18 protein-coding genes are annotated in these 20515 nt (G+C 74.5%); 9 read left to right on the forward strand and 9 right to left on the reverse strand.

Annotated elements, in window-relative coordinates:
• Positions 1–39 precede the first annotated feature (39 nt).
• Positions 40–1401, reverse strand: a complete 1362-nt coding sequence (locus tag OG299_RS06465; RefSeq protein WP_327360839.1) for an MFS transporter — start codon at positions 1399–1401, stop codon at positions 40–42.
• 173 nt (positions 1402–1574) lie between these two features.
• Between OG299_RS06465 and OG299_RS06470 the strand changes: the two genes are divergently transcribed.
• Both OG299_RS06470 and OG299_RS06475 read left to right on the forward strand, forming a co-directional pair.
• On the forward strand, positions 1575–1976 hold the full coding sequence (locus tag OG299_RS06470) for a DnaJ family domain-containing protein (RefSeq protein ID WP_327360840.1): 402 nt from the start codon (positions 1575–1577) through the stop codon (positions 1974–1976).
• A 59-nt stretch (positions 1977–2035) separates the two neighbouring features.
• Positions 2036–4735: a SpoIIE family protein phosphatase gene (locus OG299_RS06475; RefSeq protein WP_266635583.1), complete on the forward strand. Its 2700-nt coding sequence runs from the start codon at positions 2036–2038 to the stop codon at positions 4733–4735.
• Positions 4736–4795: 60 nt separating this feature from the next.
• Here the strand turns inward: OG299_RS06475 and OG299_RS06480 are convergent, their stop codons facing one another.
• A complete protein-coding gene (locus tag OG299_RS06480; protein ID WP_327360841.1) occupies positions 4796–5539 on the reverse strand; it encodes a carbonic anhydrase in 744 nt (247 codons plus the stop codon).
• Between the two features lie 115 nt (positions 5540–5654).
• Complete coding sequence (locus OG299_RS06485; RefSeq protein ID WP_327360842.1) at positions 5655–6851, reverse strand: Gfo/Idh/MocA family protein; 1197 nt, start codon at positions 6849–6851, stop codon at positions 5655–5657.
• 123 nt (positions 6852–6974) lie between these two features.
• Between OG299_RS06485 and OG299_RS06490 the strand changes: the two genes are divergently transcribed.
• Positions 6975–7325, forward strand: coding sequence for a hypothetical protein (locus tag OG299_RS06490; RefSeq protein WP_327360843.1), 351 nt, complete (start codon positions 6975–6977; stop codon positions 7323–7325).
• Between the two features lie 59 nt (positions 7326–7384).
• Here the strand turns inward: OG299_RS06490 and OG299_RS06495 are convergent, their stop codons facing one another.
• Both OG299_RS06495 and OG299_RS06500 read right to left on the reverse strand, forming a co-directional pair.
• Positions 7385–8032: an isochorismatase family protein gene (locus OG299_RS06495; protein ID WP_327360844.1), complete on the reverse strand. Its 648-nt coding sequence runs from the start codon at positions 8030–8032 to the stop codon at positions 7385–7387.
• Between the two features lie 85 nt (positions 8033–8117).
• A complete protein-coding gene (locus OG299_RS06500) occupies positions 8118–9098 on the reverse strand; it encodes a GlxA family transcriptional regulator (protein ID WP_327360845.1) in 981 nt (326 codons plus the stop codon).
• Positions 9099–9259: 161 nt separating this feature from the next.
• Between OG299_RS06500 and OG299_RS06505 the strand changes: the two genes are divergently transcribed.
• From OG299_RS06505 to OG299_RS06520, 4 genes are all read left to right on the forward strand, one after another.
• Positions 9260–9946: a DUF4389 domain-containing protein gene (locus tag OG299_RS06505; RefSeq protein WP_327360846.1), complete on the forward strand. Its 687-nt coding sequence runs from the start codon at positions 9260–9262 to the stop codon at positions 9944–9946.
• A gap of 95 nt (positions 9947–10041) precedes the next feature.
• Entirely contained in the window at positions 10042–10677 is a 636-nt protein-coding gene (locus OG299_RS06510; protein WP_327360847.1) for a metal ABC transporter ATP-binding protein, read from the forward strand.
• Positions 10674–11540 carry a metal ABC transporter permease gene (locus tag OG299_RS06515; protein ID WP_327360848.1) on the forward strand — a complete coding sequence of 289 codons (867 nt, stop codon included), beginning with the start codon at positions 10674–10676 and terminating at the stop codon, positions 11538–11540. Before OG299_RS06510 ends, OG299_RS06515 begins: the two co-directional genes overlap by 4 nt.
• Positions 11498–12319 carry a metal ABC transporter solute-binding protein, Zn/Mn family gene (locus OG299_RS06520; RefSeq protein ID WP_266635571.1) on the forward strand — a complete coding sequence of 274 codons (822 nt, stop codon included), beginning with the start codon at positions 11498–11500 and terminating at the stop codon, positions 12317–12319. Before OG299_RS06515 ends, OG299_RS06520 begins: the two co-directional genes overlap by 43 nt.
• Before the next feature lie 109 nt (positions 12320–12428).
• On the opposite strand, the gene OG299_RS06525 is transcribed toward OG299_RS06520, so the two are convergent.
• A complete protein-coding gene (locus OG299_RS06525) occupies positions 12429–14108 on the reverse strand; it encodes a class I adenylate-forming enzyme family protein (protein ID WP_327360849.1) in 1680 nt (559 codons plus the stop codon).
• A complete protein-coding gene (locus OG299_RS06530) occupies positions 14105–15949 on the reverse strand; it encodes a CoA transferase (RefSeq protein WP_327360850.1) in 1845 nt (614 codons plus the stop codon). Before OG299_RS06530 ends, OG299_RS06525 begins: the two co-directional genes overlap by 4 nt.
• A 208-nt stretch (positions 15950–16157) precedes the next feature.
• Between OG299_RS06530 and OG299_RS06535 the strand changes: the two genes are divergently transcribed.
• On the forward strand, positions 16158–17288 hold the full coding sequence (locus OG299_RS06535; RefSeq protein WP_327360851.1) for an acyl-CoA dehydrogenase family protein: 1131 nt from the start codon (positions 16158–16160) through the stop codon (positions 17286–17288).
• Positions 17289–17302: 14 nt separating this feature from the next.
• Here the strand turns inward: OG299_RS06535 and OG299_RS06540 are convergent, their stop codons facing one another.
• Positions 17303–18367: a sugar ABC transporter permease gene (locus OG299_RS06540; protein WP_327360852.1), complete on the reverse strand. Its 1065-nt coding sequence runs from the start codon at positions 18365–18367 to the stop codon at positions 17303–17305.
• Positions 18364–19572 (reverse strand): MFS transporter, encoded by a 1209-nt coding sequence (locus OG299_RS06545; protein ID WP_442817493.1) that lies wholly within the window; start codon positions 19570–19572, stop codon positions 18364–18366. Before OG299_RS06545 ends, OG299_RS06540 begins: the two co-directional genes overlap by 4 nt.
• Before the next feature lie 212 nt (positions 19573–19784).
• Between OG299_RS06545 and OG299_RS06550 the strand changes: the two genes are divergently transcribed.
• Complete coding sequence (locus OG299_RS06550; RefSeq protein WP_266635565.1) at positions 19785–20429, forward strand: hypothetical protein; 645 nt, start codon at positions 19785–19787, stop codon at positions 20427–20429.
• Positions 20430–20515: the final 86 nt, after the last annotated feature.

A 20515-nucleotide genomic window follows, 5' to 3' on the forward strand; every position in this document is an offset into this window, starting at 1 on the left:
GACTGGGGAATCTGCGACGGGACAAGTTCCCCCTGGGGGTCAGGACACCGCTGCGGAGCCTTTCCCTGCCGCGGTGCGGGAGCCGGCCGGGGCCGCGGGGGTCTGCAGGGCGTCCAGCCGCCGCAGGCTCGCCCGCCGTTGGACGACGGACAGCCCCGCCACCGCCGCCCCGAGCGCGAGCCAGCCCGCCGGCCCGGCGGCCATCACCGCGCCCGTCAGCAGCAGCGGCCCGGCGGACTTCTGGATGGACTGGGACATGCCCGCCACCCCCAGGTACGAGGCCCTCGCCTCCTGCGGCGCGAGGGAGACGGCCAGCTCCCAGGAGGTCACGGAGCGGATCAGCTCCGCCGCGGTGACCAGCACGGCGGCGGCCAGCAGGGTGATCGAGGCGGCCCAGGCCCCGTGTTCGGGGGTGAGGGCCAGGAGCGTGCAGCATGCGAGCGTCGCCAGCCCGTACAGCCCGACCGCTCCGGCGGCCTGGCGCGGCCGCCGGACCCTCGCCGACACGGTCAGCTGCAGGACCACGACGAGCACGGTGTTGAGGAAGAGGAAGGCCGGAACCACGGCGTGCGGCGCTTGGGTGTGGTCGACCAGCCACAGCGGCAGCCCGACCCCGAGGATCGAGTCGTCCAGGCACATCGGGATGTCCAGCAGGACGAAGCGGAGGTAGCCGCGGTCCCGCCACGGGTTCGCGGCGGCCGTCGGGCCCTCCGCGGCCGCTTCCCCGGCCCCTGGGGCCACCTGGGCACTCCCGTGGCCGGGCCCGTGCCCGTCCTGCTCGCGGGTGCGCCACACCAGCGCCGCGGCCGCGAGGAACGACAGTGCGTTGCCCAGGATCAGGACGTGGTACGCCTCGCGGGTGCCCACGGCGAGACCGATGGCGGCGATGCCCGCGCCGAGCGCGAAGCCGGCGTTCGCCGCGCTGCGGGACAGCGCCTGGTACGTGGCGCGCTGCTCGCCCGCCGCCCGCGTGGCGAAGAGCATCTCCAGCATCTTGGCCGCCCGCTCGCCGAGGGAGGTGACGGCGACCACGAGCAGCAGCACGTCGAAGCGGGTGATCACGAGCATCACGCAGACCGTCCCGAGGCGCAGCAGGTGACTGCCGATCAGCAGCGTGCGTACGGGGAAGCGGGTGGCCAAGTGGCCGGCCAGCGGGGAGCCCGCGATGCCCGCCACGCCGGCCGCGCCGAGCAGCAGGCCCAGCTGCCGGGCGTCCAGGCCGACCACGAAGGTGAAGAAGAGGACGCAGGAGGCGGCCCAGACCCCGGTCCCGGTGCGGTCCAGCAGCTGGGCGAACAGCATGATGCGCGCGTCCCGGCCGCCGGGCGGCCGGCGCAATTGCGCCAGCAGTCCCCCGTCCCGCCGGTCCTTCCGGTTCCCCGCACCGCGCCGCCGGATCATCCCCGCGCCTCCGCATCCCCCGCGAAAGTATCTCGATGTCGAGATACCTCGCGGTAGCCTGCCCGAGATTAATCTTGACGTCAAGATAATTCTTGCGGTGATCGGTCGGCGACCTGCCGCCTACAGCCGACCCGGCGATACGCTGATCCGCAGAGCGTGCCGAGGAGGGAACCGTGACCGAGCGCAAGCCGCCGGGCGTCAGTTTCGAGTCCTGGGTGGACCGGCAGATCAGGGAGGCCGCCGAGCGCGGCGAGTTCGAGAAGCTGCCGGGCTACGGCAAGCCGCTGGCCTCGATCGACGCCCCGTACGACGAGCTGTGGTGGATCCGGGACAAGATGCACCGCGAGGGGTTCGCGGCCCTGCCCCCGGCGCTCGCCCTGCGCAAGGAGGCCGAGGACGCCCTGGAGGCGGTCCGGGCGGCCCCTTCGGAGCGCCAGGCGCGGGCGGTCCTCGCCGAGATCAACGAGAAGATCCGCGCGGCCCTGCGCATGCCGCCGCCGGGGCCGCCCCTGCGGCTCACCGAATTCGACGTCGACGAAGTGCTCAGGACCTGGCGGGAGAGCCGGACCGAGTGACGGCGCGCCCGGGCGGCGGTCGCGGCTCTCCCGGCTGCGGAGCACCGACAGTGCTACAAATGGTTCGTGGCCCATCCTTGCAACCCGTGCCGGGGACGTCGGTGCGGTCACTGAGCAGAAAGCGCCCGCGCAGCGTCGCCCGACAGGTATTCGTCCTTCAGGTGGCGATCGTGGTGCTGCTCGCCGCCGGGGCGGTACTGGCCCTCGTACTCCAGTCCCGGCACGACGTGGACCGGGAGGCCCGGACGCGCTCGGTGGCGGTCGCGCAGACCTTCGCCCATTCGCTCGGACTGCGCCAGGCGCTCCTCACCCCCGATCCCTCGAAGATCCTCCAGCCGCTCACCGAGGTGACGCGCAAGGACGCCGGAGTGGACTTCATCGTCGTGATGAACGACCAGGGGATCCGCTACACCCATCCGCTCCCCGACCGCATCGGCAAACAGTTCGTGGGCACCATCGCGCCCTCACTGGCCGGCCAGGTGTACACCGAGAGCGTGAAGGGACCCCTGGGCCAGGAGATCCAGGCCGTGGTCCCCGTGTTCGCCGACCCCTACAAGGACGGCGGCCCGGTCGTGGCCCTCGTGTCGGCCGGCCTCACGGTGAAGAACGTCACCGGTGTGTTCCAGCGGCAGCTGCCCGTCATCCTCGGCACCAGCGCGGCGGCCCTCGCCCTGGCCACCGCCGGCGCCGCACTGATCAGCCGGCGCCTGCGCCGCCAGACCCGCGGGCTCGGCCCCCTCGAGATGACCCGGATGTACGAGCACCACGACGCGGTGCTGCACTCCGTACGCGAAGGGGTGCTGATCACCGACGGCGGCGGCCGGCTCCTCCTCGCCAACGACGAGGCGAAACGGCTGCTGCGGCTGCCGCCCGACGCCGAGGGGCAGCACATCCGGGAGCTGTCGGAGCTCGACCGGCAGATGGCCGACCTCCTGCTGTCCGGCCGGGTGGCCACCGACGAGGTGCACGAGGCCGGCGACCGGCTGCTGGTCGTCAACCAGCGCCCGACCCGGCCCCGCGGCAGGCCCGAGGGCACGGCGGTCACCATCCGGGACTCCACCGAGATGCAGGTGCTCAGCACCCGCGCCGAGGCGGCCCGCAAACGGCTCAGGCTGCTCTACGACGCGGGCGTCGGCGTCGGCACCACCCTGGACGTGAAGAAGACGGCCCAGGAGCTCGCGGACGTCGCCGTACCCCGGTTCGCGGACTTCGTGACCGTCGACCTGGCGGAGCCCGTACTCCTGGGCGACGAGCCCACCGCCGTCGCGGCCGACCTGCGCCGCACCGGGGTCAGCGGCATCCGGGACGACGTCCCGCTCTACCCGAAGGGCAGGCTGATCGACTTCCTGCCCTCCACCCCGCAGGCGCGCGGGCTCAACAGCGGCCGGGCCGAGGTGGTGACCGACCTGACCGACGCACCGGGCTGGCACGCCCAGGACCCGCCCCGGGCGCAGGCCATCATCGACTACGGCGTCCACTCCCTGATCACCGCTCCGCTCAAGGCCCGCGGGGTCGCCCTCGGCGTGGTCAATTTCTGGCGCGCGGAGAGGGAGCCGTTCGACGAGGAGGACGTGTCGCTGGCGGAGGAGCTCGTCGCCCGGGCCGGGGTCAGCATCGACAACGCGCGCCGCTACACCCGGGAGCACGCCCTGGCCGAGACGCTCCAGCGCAGCCTCCTCCCGCGCGACCTGCCGGAGCAGAGCGCCGTGGAGGTCGCGCACTACTACCTGCCCGCGCAGTCCGGGGTGGGTGGCGACTGGTTCGACGTGATCCCGCTCCCGGGCAGCCGCGTCGCCCTCGTCGTCGGCGACGTCGTCGGGCACGGTCTGCACGCCGCCGCGGCCATGGGCCGGCTGCGTACGGCCGTACTGAACTTCTCGTCCCTGGACCTGCCGCCCGACGAGCTCCTCGCCCGCCTCGACGACCTCGTCCAGTACATCGACCAGAGCGTGGAGGGCGGCGGCGGCGAAGGCGGCCTGATCGGAGCCACCTGCCTGTACGCCGTGTACGACGCGGTGACGCAGCGCTGCACGGTGGCACGGGCGGGCCACATGCCGCCGGCGGTGGTGCGCCCCGACGGCACGGTGGAGATCCCGGAGCTGCCCGCTGGGGCGCCGCTGGGGCTCGGCGGGTTCCCCTTCGAGTCGGCGGAGCTGGACCTGAGCGAGGGCACCCAGCTGGTGCTGTACACCGACGGGCTGATCGAGGACCGCGCCCGCGACATCGACGAGGGGCTCGCACTGCTCCGCTCGGCCCTGGCCCACGCGGACCGCAGCCCGGAGGAGACCTGCCGGGCGGTCCTCGCGGAGCTGCTGCCGGTGCGCCCGCGCGACGACGTGGCGCTGCTGGTCGCGCGGACGTCGGCGCTGTCGGCGGACCGCATCGCCGAATGGGAGGTGCCGTTCGAGCCGAGCGCGGTCGGAACCATGCGGGCCCTCGCCGTGGAGAAGCTGGAGGAATGGGGCCTGTCGGAGCTGGCCTTCGGCACGGAGCTGGTGCTCAGCGAGCTCATCACCAACGCGATCCGGCACGGCGCCGAGCCGGTCCGCGTACGGCTCCTGCACGACCGGGTGCTGACCTGCGAGGTCTTCGACGGCAGCAGCAGCTCGCCGCGGCTGCACTACGCGACGACCACGGACGAGGGGGGCCGCGGCCTCTTCCTGGTGGCCCAGATCAGCCGCCGCTGGGGGGCCCGGTACACCCCGGAGGGCAAGGTCATCTGGTGCGAGCAGCCCCTGCCGGAACCCGAGGAGACCTGAACCCCCCGGCAGGCCTCGGGTGAGGTCCGCGAGGTCCACGAGGTCCGCGAGGTGCGGGCCTCAGCGGATCCGGCGCACCCTCTGGGTGGTGAGTTCGTACCGGGCGCCGACCACGGCCAGCCTCCCGGCCGTGACCCGGGCGGCCAGATCGGGCTCGGCCGCCAGCCGGGAGCGTACGAGCCGTACGTTCTCGGTGACCGCCGCATCGACGCGGGCCTCCCGGCGCAGGCTGCGGTCGACGGCCGGACGGATCTGCTGCGCCAGGTAGCGCAGGTGTCCGGGCAGCTGCTCCAGTCCCTCGACGGCGCGGACCGCGGCGGTCACGGCCCCGCAGGACTGGTGCCCGAGCACCACGACCAGCGGGATCGCCAGCTCCACGACCCCGAACGCGATGCTTCCGAGCACCGCGTCGTCCAGGACCTCACCGGCCGACCGTACGGTCATCAGATCGCCGAGCCCCTGGTCGAAGACCAGCTCCGGCGGGACGCGGGAGTCGACGCAGCCCAAGATGACGGCGAACGGGTGCTGGCTCCCGACCAGCGCCTGCCGTACGGTCCGGGTGGCGTCGGGATGCCGCTCGTGGAACGTCCGCCAGCGGATGTTGCCGGCCGACAGCGCGCGCAGCGCCGACTCGGGCGTGTCGGGCCGCGGGCCGTGCAGACCGGTACGCGCACCGCCCGCCGTGGAGCCGGCCCCGGACGCCAGGCCGGCACACAGGGCCACGGCGCCGGTCAGGGCGCCCCGCACGAGTCCGCGCCGCCCGGCAGTCCCGTCGGCGCGGTATCGCTCAGCAACGACGCTCATACGGGCCCAAGCTAGGGCCCTGCGGGCGCGGGGGCCGGAGGCAGGCCCGCCCTTGGGGAACTCTTGGACAAATGCCGCCTGACACCGCGCGGGCCGGCGGGCGTCGCCGGGCCGTTCACCGGTGCTCGGCGGGCCGCTGGCCGCGGTCGAAGTACGCCGCCAGCTCCGGGTCGAGCGGCGGCACCCGCCGGGGCGTGCCTCCGGCCCGCAGGGACTCGGTCGCCAGGCAGCCCACCGCGACCGCCATGCGGGCGGCGACCGGCGAGGTGTCCGTGGCTCCCCCGTGGCGTACGAAGCGCAGGAACTCGTCGATCAGGAGCGGGTCGGCGCCGCCGTGCCCGCCCGCGGCCGCCGCGTCCGGGACGGTGTGGGACGCGTCCGGCTCGGCCCGGTATCCGGAGCGCCGGGTGTTCCAGACCCGGACCTGGGCGCCCGGGCCGTCGCCGAAGTTCTCCAGGCGTCCGGCATCCCCGATGACCGTGTAGTTGCGCCAGTAGTCGGGGCTGAAATGGCACTGCTGATAGGCGGCGAGCACGCCGTTGGCGAGCCGGAGGTTGAGCAGCGAGACGTCCTCGACGTCGATGACCGGGTTGAGGCCGCGCTGGGTGTGCGGGGGCCAGTGGCCCTCCTCCGTGTACCAGTCCTCGCCCTTGGGTTCGCCGGGCACGCGGCGGTGCGGGTTGTCCCCGTAGACCATCAGGTCGCCCATCGCCTGGACGTCGTCCGTGTAGGCGCCGGCCAGCCAGTGCAGGACGTCGATGTCGTGCGCGGCCTTCTGGAGCAGCAGGCCCGTGGTGTACCGGCGCTCGGCGTGCCAGTCCTTGAAGTACCAGTCACCGCCGTACCCCACGAAGTGCCGGACCCAGACCGTCCTGACCCGGCCGATCTCGCCGGCCGCGATCAACGCGCGCATCGTCCGCACCACGGGCATGTGCCGCATGTTGTGCCCGACGTACAGGCGGGTGCCCTTCTCACGGGCGGTGCGCAGGAGCTCGTCGCAGCGGTCGACGCAGATGTCGAGCGGCTTCTCGACGAAGACGGGCTTGCGGGCGACGAGTGCCCGGCAGGCCAGGTCGGCGTGGGTGTGGTCGGGGGTCAGCACGAGGACGGCGTCGACCTCGGGGTCCTCGATCACCGCCCGGTGGCCGGCGGTGACGTGCGCGCCCGGGAAGGCCGCGGCGGCATCCGCCCGGGCCCGCGGATCGGGGTCCGCGACCGCGGTGACGGCCGACCCGCGGCCGGGGCGGTGTGCCGTGCGCGCGATGCTGCCGCGCAGCCCGAATCCGAGGACGCCGATGCGAAGGTCAGTCATGGCCGACTCCCTTCCCGTCCCGGCCGCGTTCATCCGCCCGGCCGAGCACCGGATGCCGCCCGCACGCCGCCGGGGCAGGCTGTGGGCAAGGCCAGTCACCACCGCACAGACGAGGACCGCGCCATGTCCCACAGCCGGCGTACCGGCGTCATCACTGCGGCCGCAGCACTGCTGCTGACCGCCACCGCCTGCTCGGGCCTGGGCCGGAGCACCGTCGGCGTGCTCACCTTCCGCGGCCACGACTCGCCGGTCGAGCTGAGCTACTCCAACACCCTGGTGACGGGATGCCACAAGATCGCCCTCCCGGCGGGCGCCACCCACGTCGAGAACAACACCCTCGTCGACGTCGTCCTGTACCGGACGTTGGACTGCAAGAAGGCCGACGGGGCGGACGGCATCTACGTGGGCACCACGCTCTCGAACGTGACGGCCCCGGTCAGCCTCCCCTGGCGCAGTTTCAGCGTCATCCACTGACCCCGGTCCAGGGGCGGCCCCGGACCGTTCGGTCCGGGGCCCTTCCGTGTGCCGGGGCGTCAGGCCGGGAGGGAGTCGACCGTGGGGGCCACCGGGGCGAAGAGGTCGGCGATCGTCGTGAGGCTCGCCGCCTGGAGGGTGGCGGCGGGGATCAGGGTGCCGTCGGGCGCCGTGAGCGTGCGCGTCGCGGTGGCCTCCGCGACGACCGTCGGGCGGTAGCCCAGGTTGAAGGCGCCCTGGGCGGTGAACGTGACGCACAGGTGCGTCATGTACCCGGCGATCACCAGGTCCGGGCCGGCGCCCAGCTGCTGGAGGGTCTTCTCGAGCCCGGTGGCGTGGAAGGCGTTCGGGAACTGCTTGACCACGACCGCCTCCCCCTCGCGCGGCGCGACCTCGGCGCTGATGGCACCGATCTCGGCCCGGATGTCGTACGGGGTCCCCTCGCCGCCGTCGTTGACGATGTGGATGACGGGCGCTCCGGCGGCGCGGGCCGCGGCCAGCAGCCGGGCGCCCGCCGCCAGGGCCTCCTCGGCGCCCTCCAGGGCCATCACGCCGGAGCGGTAGGTGTTCTGGAAGTCGACCATGATCAGGGCGGCCTCGGCCAGGCGGGGCAGCGTGCCGGGCAGGCCGATCACCTCGCGCAGGGTGGTCGAGGGCGCGGATGCAGTGGATGCAGTGGATGCAGTGGATGCAGTGGATGCAGACATGTTGAAGCGTCCTTCTCTTGGGAAATGGGCACGGCGAAGCCGCGCCGGCGCGGAGTCGCGCCGGGCAGTCAGTGGGTCGGGACGGTCAGTGGGCGGTGCGGAAGCGGCGGCGGTACGCGGCCGGGGTCGTGGCGATCTGCTTGCGGAACGCCCGGTGCAGGGTCTCCACCGAGCCCAGACCGGCCGCCGCGGCGACCTGCTCCAGCGGCTGGTCGGTGGTCTCCAGCAGCCGGCGGGCGGCTTCCACCCGTACGGCCTCCACGTAGGCGGCGGGGCTGGTGCCCAGCTCCTTGCGGAACGTACGGGCGAAATGGCGCTCGCTCAGGCTCATCCGCGCCGCGAGCGCGGCCGCCGACAGGTCCGCGCCGAGGTGCTCGGTGATGTAGACCCGCAGGGCGTCGATGTCCCGGCGGGAGGCCGCCGGGCGGCTGAGCGGCACGCTGAACTGGCTCTGTCCGCCCTGCCTCTTGAGGTACATGACCAGCTGCCGGGCGACCGCGAGGGCCAGTTCCTCGCCGTGGTCCTCGGCCACCAGGGCCAGCGTCAGGTCCATGCAGGCGCTGATCCCGGCCCCGGTCCACACCCGGCCCGACCGGACGAAGATCGGATCCGGGTCGACCTCCACCCGCGGGTGCTCGGCCGCCAGCTGGCCGGCCGTGGACCAGTGGGTGGTGGCCCGGCGCCCGTCCAGCAGGCCGGCCGCCGCCAGCAGGTGGGCGCCGACGCACACCGAGGCCACGCGCCCGGCGTGCGGGGCGGTGGCCGCGATCCACCGGACCACCGCGTCGTCCACGTGAGCGACCGGGCCGTCCTGCGTCTGCTCGACGGCGCCGGGCACCACCAGGGTGTCCACGGCGCCGCCGACCTCGCCGAAGGAGAGGTCGGTGACCAGCCGGACGCCGGCCGAGGTGGTGACCTGGCCGCCTTCCGGGCCCGCCAGGCGTACGTCGTACAGCCGGCGCCCCGCCTCCCGGCTCGCGAGGGCGAAGACCTCGGCGGGGCCGGTGACGTCGAGCAGGTCGACATCGGGGAAGACCGCGATCACGACGCGGTGGGGCGTGGACATGCGTCCATCCTGGCCGGACGGGCAGGTGTCCGCAATGACGGTTGTCTGTCACATCCGGACTCCGCAGGTGCCGACTGGAGCATGCCCCGTGCGGCGCGGATGATGGAGGGGCACAAGGTCGGGGGGGCTCAGGACGCCGGACACGGGACGGTGACGCAATCATGTCCGCGAACGTTTCCTCGTATCGCTCGGTCAGGGTGAACGCCGATCTGGACAGCCCGCTGTCGCGCTGGCTGTGGCTGTTCAAGTGGCTCCTCGCGATCCCGCACTACATCGTGCTGCTGTTCCTGTGGATCGGCTTCATCGTGGTCAGCGTGATCGCCTTCTTCGCGATCCTGTTCACCGAGCGCTACCCACGCGGCCTGTTCGACTTCAACGTCGGCGTGCTCCGCTGGTCGTGGCGGGTCTCGTACTACGCGTACGGAGCCCTGGCCACCGACCGGTACCCGCCCTTCAGCCTGGGCCCCGAGCCCGGCTATCCGGCGCGCCTCGAGATCGCCTACCCGGAGCGCCTGTCCCGGCCGCTGGTCCTGGTGAAGTGGTGGCTCTTCGCGATCCCCCACTACCTGGTCATCGCCTTCTTCACCGGCGGCATGCGCCACGGCTGGTGCGGCGGGGGCGGTCTGATCATGCTGCTGGCGATCATCGCGGCCGTGGTGCTCGCCTTCACCGCCAAGTACCCGCGTGACGTGTTCGACCTGATCGTGGGGCTGCACCGGTGGGTGCTGCGCGTCGCCGCGTACGCCGCGCTCATGACGGACGAGTACCCGCCGTTCCGGCTCGACCAGGGCGGCGACGACCCGGCACCCGCCCCGGCCGAGGCCCCTGCCTCATCGCCAATGACCTGAACCCGTTCCGTCGCCGACGGAACCGGGACGCGCCCGCGTCCGACCAACTCCGTGTGCGGGGAACCACCCGGCACCGGACGACGGGAGGGCGACGGATGGGCGGGCTGGACGTACGCATGCGGGGGGTCGCCTGCCGCCACGGCCGGGTCGAGGCGGTCGCCGACGTGGACCTGGAGATCGCGGCGGGCGAGCGCGTCGCGCTGACCGGGACCAACGGCTCGGGCAAGACCACGCTGCTGCGTGCGGTCCTCGGGCTGCACCGCCAGGTGTCCGGGAGCATCCTGGTCGGCGGCCGCGGCACCGGATCGGCCGCCGAATGGGCCTGGCGGCGGCGCTCCTGCGCCTGGATCCCGCAGAAGCCGGCGGCCGGCCGCTTCCCGCTCCTCGGCGACGAACTGCTGGCCAGCGGCGGCGCACCGGCCGAAGCCGCCGAAGCGGCACGCAAGCTGGGGGTCGGGGCGCTGCTCGGACGGCCGCTGCACACCCTGTCCGGCGGCCAGCTGCAACGCATGTACCTGGCCCGGGCGATCGGCTCGGTGGCCGCGGGGGCCGAGGTGCTCCTGGCCGACGAGCCGACCGCCGCGCTGGATTTCGGCGGCCAGGAGGAGGCGGCCGACGTACTGGCCGCCCTGCCGGTCACCCTCGTCGTCGTGACGCACGACCGGGCGCTCGCGGAGCGCTGTGACCGCGTACTGGAGATGGCTGCGGGCCGGCTGCGGGAGGTCGGGTGATCCTCGCGACCGCCGGTCTCGGCGAGCTGCTGCAGCTGGTCCCCGTACAGCGGGCGGGGTTCGCCCTGCTGCTGGCGGCGGTCGGCCTGCCGGTGATCGGGGTGGTCATCGTCGGCCTCGACATCATGCCGGTGCGCTTCGCGATGATGCACGTCGCCCTGCTGGGGATCGCGGTGGGGCTGCTGACCGGGCTCGACCCGATGCTGTGCGCGCTGGTGGCCTGCGCCCTGGCCGGTGCGGGGGTGGCCCCGCTGGCCCGTACCCCGGACGGGCTGTCCGGTGCGATGGGCCTGCTGATGAGCCTGGCCATCGCCGCAGCCCTGCTCGTCCTGGCCGTGTCGGGGGTCAACGCCTCCGGTGCGTTCGCGCTGCTGTGGGGCTCGATCCTGTCCGTGGGCACCGCCGATCTCGTGGTGCTCGGCGCGCTGGCGGTCCTCGTCCCGGGCCTGTTCTGGTGGCGGCGGCGCGATGTGGCGCTGCTGCTGTACGACCGTGAGCTCGCCCAGTGTTCCGGCGTCCCGGTCGGGGCGCTGACCGCGGTGCTGCTGGTCCTCGTCGCGGTGGCCGTCGCCGGGGCGATCAAGCTCACCGGCGCGCTGCTGGTCGACGCCCTGACGCTGCTCCCGGCGCTCGCCGCCCGCCGCCTGGGCACCTCGCTGCGGTCCATCACGCTGTGGGCGGTCGGCATCGGGGTCGCCGTGAACCTGACCGGCTTCCTCCTCGCCCTGCGGCTCGACTGGCCGCCGGGGCCGGTCCTCGTCCTCACCGCGGGGACGCTCGTCCTCGCGGTCCATCTCGTCCCCGAACGGAGCATCAGCTCATGGCGCGCACCCGCGTCCGATTCTCTTCCCTCCTCGCACTGAGCGCGGCACTGGCCCTCGTCACCGGCTGCGGCAACGGCAACGGCAACGGCAACGGCGACACCGCCTCGAAGGACGGCCCGCCCGGCCACCACGGCGGGAAGCCGGTCGTTGTCGTCACCACCACCTGGGAGGGGGCCTTCGCCAAGGCCGCCGGAGCCGAGGACGTCAAGGTGATCGTGCCCCAGTCGGTGCACCACGCGCCGGATTACGACCCCAAGCCCTCCGACCTCGCCGCCGTCGGCAAGGCCGACTTCGTCCTCTACGCGCCCTTCGAGCCCTACGCGGCGAAGATCAAGGAGGCCGCCGGCTCGAAGGCCGAGCTGGTCGAGGTGAACCTCGACAACGACGCCGACAAGGTCAGGGCCGAAGTGGCGCGCCTGGGCAAGCTGTTCGGGACCGAGGAAGCCGCCACGAAGTGGTCGGCCTCGTTCGACACCGAGTACGCGAAGCTGTCGAAGGACGTCGAGGGTTCCTGGCCGGGCGGGAAGAGCCCGGCCGTCGTCAGCCAGGTGTTCACCACCTGGTCCGCGAAGCTGGCCGGGGCCACGGCGGTCGGCACGTACGGTCCGGAGGCCGTCACCCCGGCGCAGCTCGCCGAGCTCTCGGGGAAGAAGCCGGCCCTGGTCCTGGACAACGCCCACATGTCGACCGGGACCGTCCTGCCCGACTCGGGTGCCCGGCAGGTCGAGATCGTCAACTACCCGGGCGCGGACCTCGATCTGCTGCCGGTCTACCGCAACGCGGCGGCCGAGCTGAAGAAGGCCATGGGGGGTTCCTGACCCGGGGCACACCCGGAGGGCGGGGAGCGCTGAGCGTGCTCCCCGCCCTTCCTGCGTTTACGGGCGCCCGGCCGCGGGCGGTGTCCACACCGTGCCGCGGGCCGCGTACTCAGCCCGCGTGGGCGAGCGGAGGTGCGACGGGCGTCTGCTGCGCCAGCCGCTCGCGCAGGGCCGTCCGGTCGGGCTTGCCGGCCGGGGTGAGCGGAAGTTCTGCCAGTACCAGCAGCCGCTCGGGGTGCTTGCGCAGTTCGAGCCCCCGGCGGGTGAGGTGTGCGCCCAGCGAGCCGAGGGTGGGAGCCTCGGGGCCGCGCGGTACGACGCAGGCCGCGAGGCGTTCGCCCATCAGCTCGTCCGGGACGCCGACGCACACCACGTCCCGCACCAGGGGATGGGAGGCGAGCTCCCGCTCGACCTCCGCGGGGCTGATGTTGGCCCCGCCGCGGATGACGATGTCCTTGAGGCGGCCGACGAGGTGCAGGACGCCGTCCCCGTCGATCAGGCCGAGGTCTCCGGTACGGACCCAGCCCTCGGGGGTGCGGTAGCGGGCGTCCAGGTCCGGGGCGGCGACGTAGCACATGGGGGTCATCGGGCCGCGGGCGAGGATCTCGCCGATCTCGCCGTCCGGGAGCTGCTCGTGCGTGTCCGGGTCGGTGATGTGGATGTCGCAGACGCGGGGGTCGGGCCGCCCGGCGACGATGCCCGGGCCGTCGGCCTCCAGGGCCTCGGCGCCGAGTCCGGTGTGGCAGTTGACTCCGTCGGCCGAGCCGTACAGGTTGACGACCGGGCAGCCGAAGGCACGGCCGGCGTCCTCGGCCGTGGTCTCGTCCAGGGCCGAGCCGCCGAGGACCAGGGCGGTGGGCGGGGGCAGTTCGCCCCTGTCGGACCCGCGGTGTTCCAGCCGGTCCAGCATCATGCGGACCATCGTGGGGACGCCCAGGACGTGCGTGGGCCGGTGCTCGCGCACGGCGGCGAGGGCGGCCTCGGGGGTGAATTGGTCGAGCAGGATCAGTGTTCCGCCGTGCCTGGCGAGCGTGACGGCCGTGCCGTGGGACCCGAACGCGGACCCCAGCGGTACGAGGAACAGGCAGCGGGGCGGGGTTCCGTCGGGCATGAGCGAGGCGAGGAAGTTGCCGCGGCCGCCGGCGAGCGCGTTGTGGGAGTACGCCACCATCTTGGGCTCCGCCTCGGAGCCGGAGGACACCAGGATGCGGGCGGCGCTGTCGGGATCGGGCCGTGCGGGCACGAAGGCGGCCGGGTCGGAGCGCAGCAGCGCGGACAGCGGAATCGTTCCTTCAGGTGCGGTGCCGACCCGCCCGGCGGCGATGACATGGCGCAGCGCCGGCAGGGCGGGGAGCAGGGCCCGCAGGCCGGCGGCGTGGTGGTCGCCGCGGTGCTCGACGGCGGCGATGACCGCGACGGCCTCCGCCTTGCGCAGCAGGGACGCGGCCTCCCGGATGCCCCGGCCGACGGGGAAGGGGAGGGCCACCGCGCCGACGGCGGCGAGGGCCAGTTCGGCGATGACCGCGCCCCGGCCGTTCGGGAGCTGGACGCCGACCACGTCGCCGGGCCGTACGCCGACATCCCGGAGCCCCGTGGCGAGCGCGCGCACCTTGCGGTCCAGCGCGGTGTAGCAGAGCTTGCCCTTGGCGTCGATGACGGCCGTGGCGTGCAGGTCGGCGATCTGCCGGGCCCGGAACAGGCTGTAGAGGTCGAGGTCGGGGCAGGTCCCGTCGACCGCCCAGGTACGACGGAGGCCGGCGGGCAGCAGGTCGTGCAGGGCGACGGTCATACGAAGCTCCAGGGGTCGGGAACGGCAGGGGCACCGTGCGCGTCGCGGCTGATCGAGCCGGTGAAGCGCGGGTCGTGGTGCAGGTCGGCCGGATCGGTGGTGACCGCGGTCGCGGACAGGCCGTGGTTGCGCAGCTGCGCCAGGGCCTCGCCGGTCGGCAGTTCGCGCAGGTCGTACGCGGCGGCCGCCGGCGCACAGGTGTCGGTGGGGGCGATCCAGCCGTCCGCGGTGCGCAGCGGGCGGCGGAATCCGGCGGGGCGGCGCGGGTCCGCACCACGGCGCGCCCGGCGCAGGGCGGGGACGGTGAGTGCGTCGGCGGCCCCGAGCAGCGAGGAGTCGACGCGGACGCCCGCTCCGGTGCGCTCGCGCAGGAGCAGTCCGGCCAGTACGGCCTCGGTTCCCATGAGCCCGCCCAGGACGTCGAGGAGGGTCATGAGGGACGGAGCCGGGGGCTCGTCCTGCGGACGCGCGGCTTCGCCGACGCCGGTGCGGGCCTGGACCATGAAGTCCGTACCCATCGGGGCGCCGGGGATCCGGCCCGCCCAGCCGCCCGTGTACGCGTAGACGAGAGCCGGGTTCACGGCGGCCAGATCGGCCGAGTCGAGTCCCAGTGCGGCCGCCTTGCCGGGGGCCCAGTTGTGCAGGAAGACATCGGCCTCGGCGGCCATCTCGCGCAGCCGGCGGCGGTCGGCGGCGGACTTGATGTCCACCTCCACCGCCTGCTTGCCCCGGTTCAGGGCGAGCCAGCGGGCGGAGATCCCCGAGCAGGCGGGCGGCATTGCGCGCAGCGGGTCGCCGCCCGGCGGCTCGATCCGTACGACATCGGCGCCGAGCAGGCGCAGCAGGTGGGCGGCGAGGGGCGCCTGGATCCGGCGGCCCGCCTCGAGCACGGTCAGCCCGGCCAGCGGCCGTGCGGCGGAGGGGGGTGCGGCCAGCGGGCGGTGGCCGGATCCGTACGGGGCCAGGGACCAGGGCGCGGCGCCGTCGTGTTCGGCGGCGCGCTCGGCGAGGGTCCGCAGCCGGCAGACTTCGGCGCCCGCCGTCGCGGCGGCCGCCTCGATGCGCTGCCAGGTGTGCGAGCGCGCCGTGGTGTGCAGGACCGGCGGGAAGGGGGCGCAGGCCGTGGCGTACCGGAACTGGAACGGCCGCCAGCCGGCCCGGAGGGCGTCGAAGGGTGCCTCCAGGGCCCGCCAGAACGCGGCCCAGGCACCCGGGTCCAGCGTCTCCAGCTCGAAGAGGACACCGTCGGCGGAGGTGAACGGCGGTCCGCCGGGGGCGAGTTCGGCTGCCTCGCCCTCGTCGGCCCCGGCGGCGGCGAGGTACTGGGAGACCGTCAGCAGCCCGGCCCGGTCGGCGCTCGTGTCCACCCGGCCCGCCCCGCCGCCCCGGGCCTGGGCCAGCAGCCCGGCGAGCACCCCCTGCACGGCGAGTACGCCCGTGGCGGTGGCGGCGTAGTCGACGGCGAGGCCGCGCGGCGCGCCGTCGCGGCGCCCGTGCACGGCCATGATGCCGGTGGCCGCCTGAACGGTGGCCTCGTCCGTCACGCCGCTCGCGGGATGCGCCGCCCAGCTCATGGACGCGTCCTGCCGGTCGAACCCCCTGCCGGACAGGGTGAGGCGCGTCGCGGCGCCGTCGCCCCGCTCGTGTTGCCCCGCTCTCGTACCGGCTCCCCAGCCGGCTCCCGTACGGGCTCCGGCGCGGGCTCCGCTGCGGGCTCCCGTGCTCGCGCCGAGGAGCGTGAGGTGCTCCACGACCAGGCCGGTCAGCCCGGGTGGACCCGAGGCGGCGAGGTGCAGTCCTTCGAGCGGCCGGACGGTCCGAGTGACGGCTGGTGACGCCATGCCTCTCCTTTTCTCGTGGCGCGCGGCGGTGGCCGGCGCCCCGGATGTGCGCAACACGGGAACCGGGGAGGGTGCGCACCCGACCAGTTCCTCGGGGAGGCAGTCGGACTGTCGTTCCCACGGGTTCCCGGCAAGCTGGAGGAAAGTGGTGCACAGCTTTGGAGATACGGATCACGCCTGTCCCGAACCGCCTGCGGGGGAAGCCGAGTTGCGTGACCGGGTGGCGGAGTTCGTCCGGAGCCGGGTCATGCCCTGCGAGCCGGTACTCGACGCGGGTGGCCCACGGGCTGCCGCGGTCCTGCGGGAGTTGCAGGCGCAGGCCAGGGAGGAGGGCCTGTGGGCGCTGCCGCTCGGCGCCGAACTGGGCGGCCAGGGACTCCCCCTGGCGCAGTACGTCGGCATCGCCGAGGCCGAGGGGGCCAGCGAGCACGGACCGGCGGCCCTCGGCTCCGCCTCCCTGCTCGACGCGACCATGATCCGGAGGCACGGCGGCGACCGGGTCCGCGGCCTGTACCCGGGGCGGCTGGCCGCCGGGGAGCTGCGCGCCTGCTACGCCATGACGGAACCGGACGCCCCGGGCACCGAACCGCTGTGCACGGCGACCCGCGCCGAGGAACAGCCGGACGGCAGCTGGCGCGTCAGCGGCCGCAAGTGGTTCATCTCGGGGGCGGCCGGGGCCGATCTGGTCACCGTCCTCGCACGGACCGACGGGGAGCCCGGCGACCGCGAGGGCCTCTCCCTCCTGGTGGTTCCCACCGGCTCCCCCGGCTTCCGCGTCGTACGCGAGCTGCCGGTGTTCGGGGCCACCGGGCAGTGGGAGATCGAGTTCGACCGGGTCGCCGTACCCGCCGACCACCTCCTCGGCAGGCGCGGGCAGGCCCTGGCGATCGCCGCGGAACGCCTCCGGCTGGGCCGCACCCTGCGCTGTCTGCGCTGGCTCGGCCAGGCCCAGCGCGCCTTCGACCTCATGTGCGAGCGCGCCAACTCCCGTACGGGATCCCGCGGTCCGCTCGCCGGCCACCAGCTCGTGCAGCAGCACGTCTTCGAGGCGCTGCTCGCCCTGCGGACCACCCGCCCGCTGGTCCACGAGGCAGCGGCGAGGATCGGCGCGGGCGAGGACGCACACGTGGAGGTGGGGCTGGCCAAGGTCGCCGCGGCCCGCATGCTCCAGCAGGTCGCGGACGCGGCCGTCCAGGTCCACGGCGCGGCCGGACTCGGCCCCGACACCCCGCTGCCCGCGCTGCTGCGCACCGGACGGGCGGCCCGCATCCTCGACGGCCCGGACGAGCTCCACATCACCTCGGTGGCCCGCCGGGTGCTCCGTACGTACGCGACATAGCCCTACGGGGCCGGTCAGACGTCCCGGATCTCGACCAGCCCGGTCAGCGCGGCCAGTCCGAGCGCCAGGAAGAAGTCGCCCCAGACCAGCTCGTGCCGCACCGCGACGCCCTTCCCGGCGTCGTAGCAGCCGTCCAGCAGCATGCCGCGGGTCAGGTGTTCGCCCACCAGGCGCTCCAGGATCGCCACTGCCCGGTACGCGTACTGCGCGGCCCGGCAGCCCGGCAGGCGGGCGAGTTTCAGCAGCGCCACCGCCGCGATGGCGGCGGCGGAGGTGTCCAGCGGGCCGGCGGGCCGCGCCTCGTCGGCCAGGGGGACGAGCGGGGTGCAGGGCCGCGTCCACGTGTCGGCGAGCCGCTCCGCGACGGCCTCCAGCCGGTCCGGGGCGCTGCGGGAGACCTCGGGGCGGTGCAGGGCGTCGGCCACGGCCAGCAGCAGCCATGCGCTGCCCCGGCTCCAGCCGGCCGGCGGTTCCCCGTACGTCTGCCAGCCCGACGCGGCGTCGAACTCCCGGGCCGGTACGACGCGACCGCCCCCGCCGAGGCACAGGTCGAGGTGCCGGTGCAGGTGGGACGCGGCGGCCCGTTCGCCCTCCGGGCCCCCGGCGGCGAGCAGCGCCACCATGCCCGGTACGCCGTCCACGCGGGCCAGCAGCCGGGGGCCGCCGAAGGCCGACCCCCAGGGCACCAGGCCGAGTTCGGGGTCCAGCGCGGCGAGAGCGGCCTTGGCCGCCCGGGTCCGCAGCTCCCGGACCCCGGTGTCCGCGTCGGCGAGCGCCGTCCCGTACCAGAGGATCAGCCCGCGCGTGGCGGTGTCGGCCTCCACCCAGTCGGCCAGCCGTGCGGTGCACGCGGCCGCGGCCGCCCGGTCCTGCGCGTTGCCGGTGTGCCGGGCCCGCAGCCACAGCAGCCCCGCCCAGAAGCCGCCGGTCCACGCGCCGCGGCCGGTGGTCGTCCAGCGGCCGGTGTCCGGGTCTGCGTACAGCGGGAACCGGTCGCCGGTCTCGGTGCAGGTGGCGGCCGCGCGGTCCAGTACGTCGCCCAGCGCCCGCCCGGCCCATTCCGGGGGTGTCCGGGTCACGCTGCGGCCTCCGTACGCGGGCGGCGCCGTTCGCGTACGGCCCAGGTCGTCGCGACGGCGCCGGCCCCGGCGAACTCGGCGGCGACCAGCAGCCAGCCCGGCCCGTACCGGCCCGCTTCCGCCAACACGCCGAAGAGCGGCGGCCCGACCGCGAAGCCGGCGAAGAACCCCGCCGCCACGAGGGCGGAGTCCTGGCCGGCCCGGCCCGGAGCGGCCCGCTGCATCACCAGCACCATCGAGACGGCGTTGCCGGAGACGGCGAACACCCCGACCGCGACGGCCGCGATCCAGACCAGCGGCCGTACGTACAGCGCGGCGGCCAGCAGGCCCGCCGCCGGGACCGCCCCGGCCGCCAGCAGGCCGGGCAGCCACTCGGCGCGCCCCGGCCGGGCCGCCTTCGACCAGCCCACCCGGCCGGCGATGCCCGCGATGCCGAGCACCGCGACCAGGGCCGCGGCCGCCGTCGGCCCCATGCCGAGCCGCTGGGCTCCGAACAGTGCCACGTACGTGTTGACCGAGGCGATTCCGCAGCCCAGGAAGAGGGAGAAGACCGCCAGCCAGGCGATGGCGCCCCGCGGCATCAGCGACGAGCGCGGCGCCGCCGCCTTCGCCGGCGGATCGGCGGGCAGGGCGCGATGCGCCCACAGCGCGGCCAGCGCGGCCGCGGCGGACGCCGTCCACACCGCCCCGCGCCAGCCGACCCCGCCGGCCAGCGCCGCCAGGGGCAACCCGGCGGCAAACGCGCCCAGTTGCACTCCGGACTGCTTCATCCCGGTCACTGACCCCCGCCGGGCGGGCGGAACGGCGGCCAGGATCGCCTTGTTGGTCGCGGGGTTGGCGAGCGCCTGCGGCAGTCCGCCCAGCGCGACGGCGGCGAGGAGGAACCTCGGCCCCGGAGCGGCGCCGATCAGCGCGAGCGCCGCCGCGGAAACCAGCAGCAGGACGACGAGGGAGCGGCGCGGACCCGTCCGGTCCACCATGCGCCCACCGACCGGTGAGAGCACGGCCGCCGTTGCGAAGCCGATCGCCGTCGTCAGGCCGAGGGCGGTCGGCGACACACCCAGCTCGCCCACCAGCCGCGGGCCGAGCGCCCCGAGCAGGAACAGCTGCAGCATCGAGAAGGCCATGGCGCCGGTCAGCAGCGCCGTCAGGCGGCCCTCCGCCCCTGCCCCGGCCACCTTCGCCGAGGTCGTCCGTTCTGCCACTGCAGACTCCGTTCCCCCACCTGTCATTTCGGTCCACGGCAGGAGTCGGAAGGGGAAACGGCCGGGTTCCCAGGCCCTGTTGTGGCGTGCGACACATATGGTTTTGTCCGGTGATGCCAATTCCCTTCGCCCCTCTGTAGCCGCCTTGAGAGGGATGCGACGATGAGCCCGCCATGACCCAGGGACGCTGTTGTCGCGCGGTACGGGCTGCGATGTTCGCGGCCACCTGCGTGCTGCTCGCCTCCCTCGCCCACGTCCTCATGACGGGGACGGGAGTCCCCTGGTGGGCCGTGGCGACGGCTTCGGGCACCACCGGCGCGCTCGCGTGGTTCCTCGCCGCGTCCGAACGCGGCCTCCTGGCCGTCCTCTCGGCGACGGTCGCCGTCCAGGCCGCCCTGCACACCGGGTTCTCCCTGGCCCAGGCGGCCGCCCGGCCGTCCGCGCCGGGCGGCGCCGGCCACGCGCATCACGCCGCGCAGGCGATGACGGACGGCGGCACCGCCCTGCAGATGCCGATGCAGGTGCCGATGCCCGTGCGGATGCCGGTGCGGATGGCCGTGCCCGCCGGACACGACATGGGCTCCATGTCACCGACCGGCATGCCGGCCGCGCACCTGCTCGCCGCCCTGCTCTGCGGGCTCTGGCTCGCGTACGGGGAGCGGGGCGCGTTCCGGGTCCTGCGCGCCGTGGCCGGTCTGCTCCTCGTACCGCTGCGGCCGGCCCTCCGCCTCCCCGCGCCCCCGCACCGGCCGCGCCTGCGCGCCCGCCGGGGCCTCGGACCGCGCCGTCTGCGCGGGCTCCTGCTCGTCCACGCCCTCACCTCACGGGGTCCGCCCCCCGGGACCGCTGTCAGCTGACAGCCGGCTCACCGACGCGCGCGACGCAGCTGCACCGCCCGCCTCGGTCATCGGCCTCGCCGTCCGGCAGGCCGTACCGCTCACCG

This window comes from Streptomyces sp. NBC_01296, assembly GCF_035984415.1.
GTDB lineage: Bacteria > Actinomycetota > Actinomycetes > Streptomycetales > Streptomycetaceae > Streptomyces.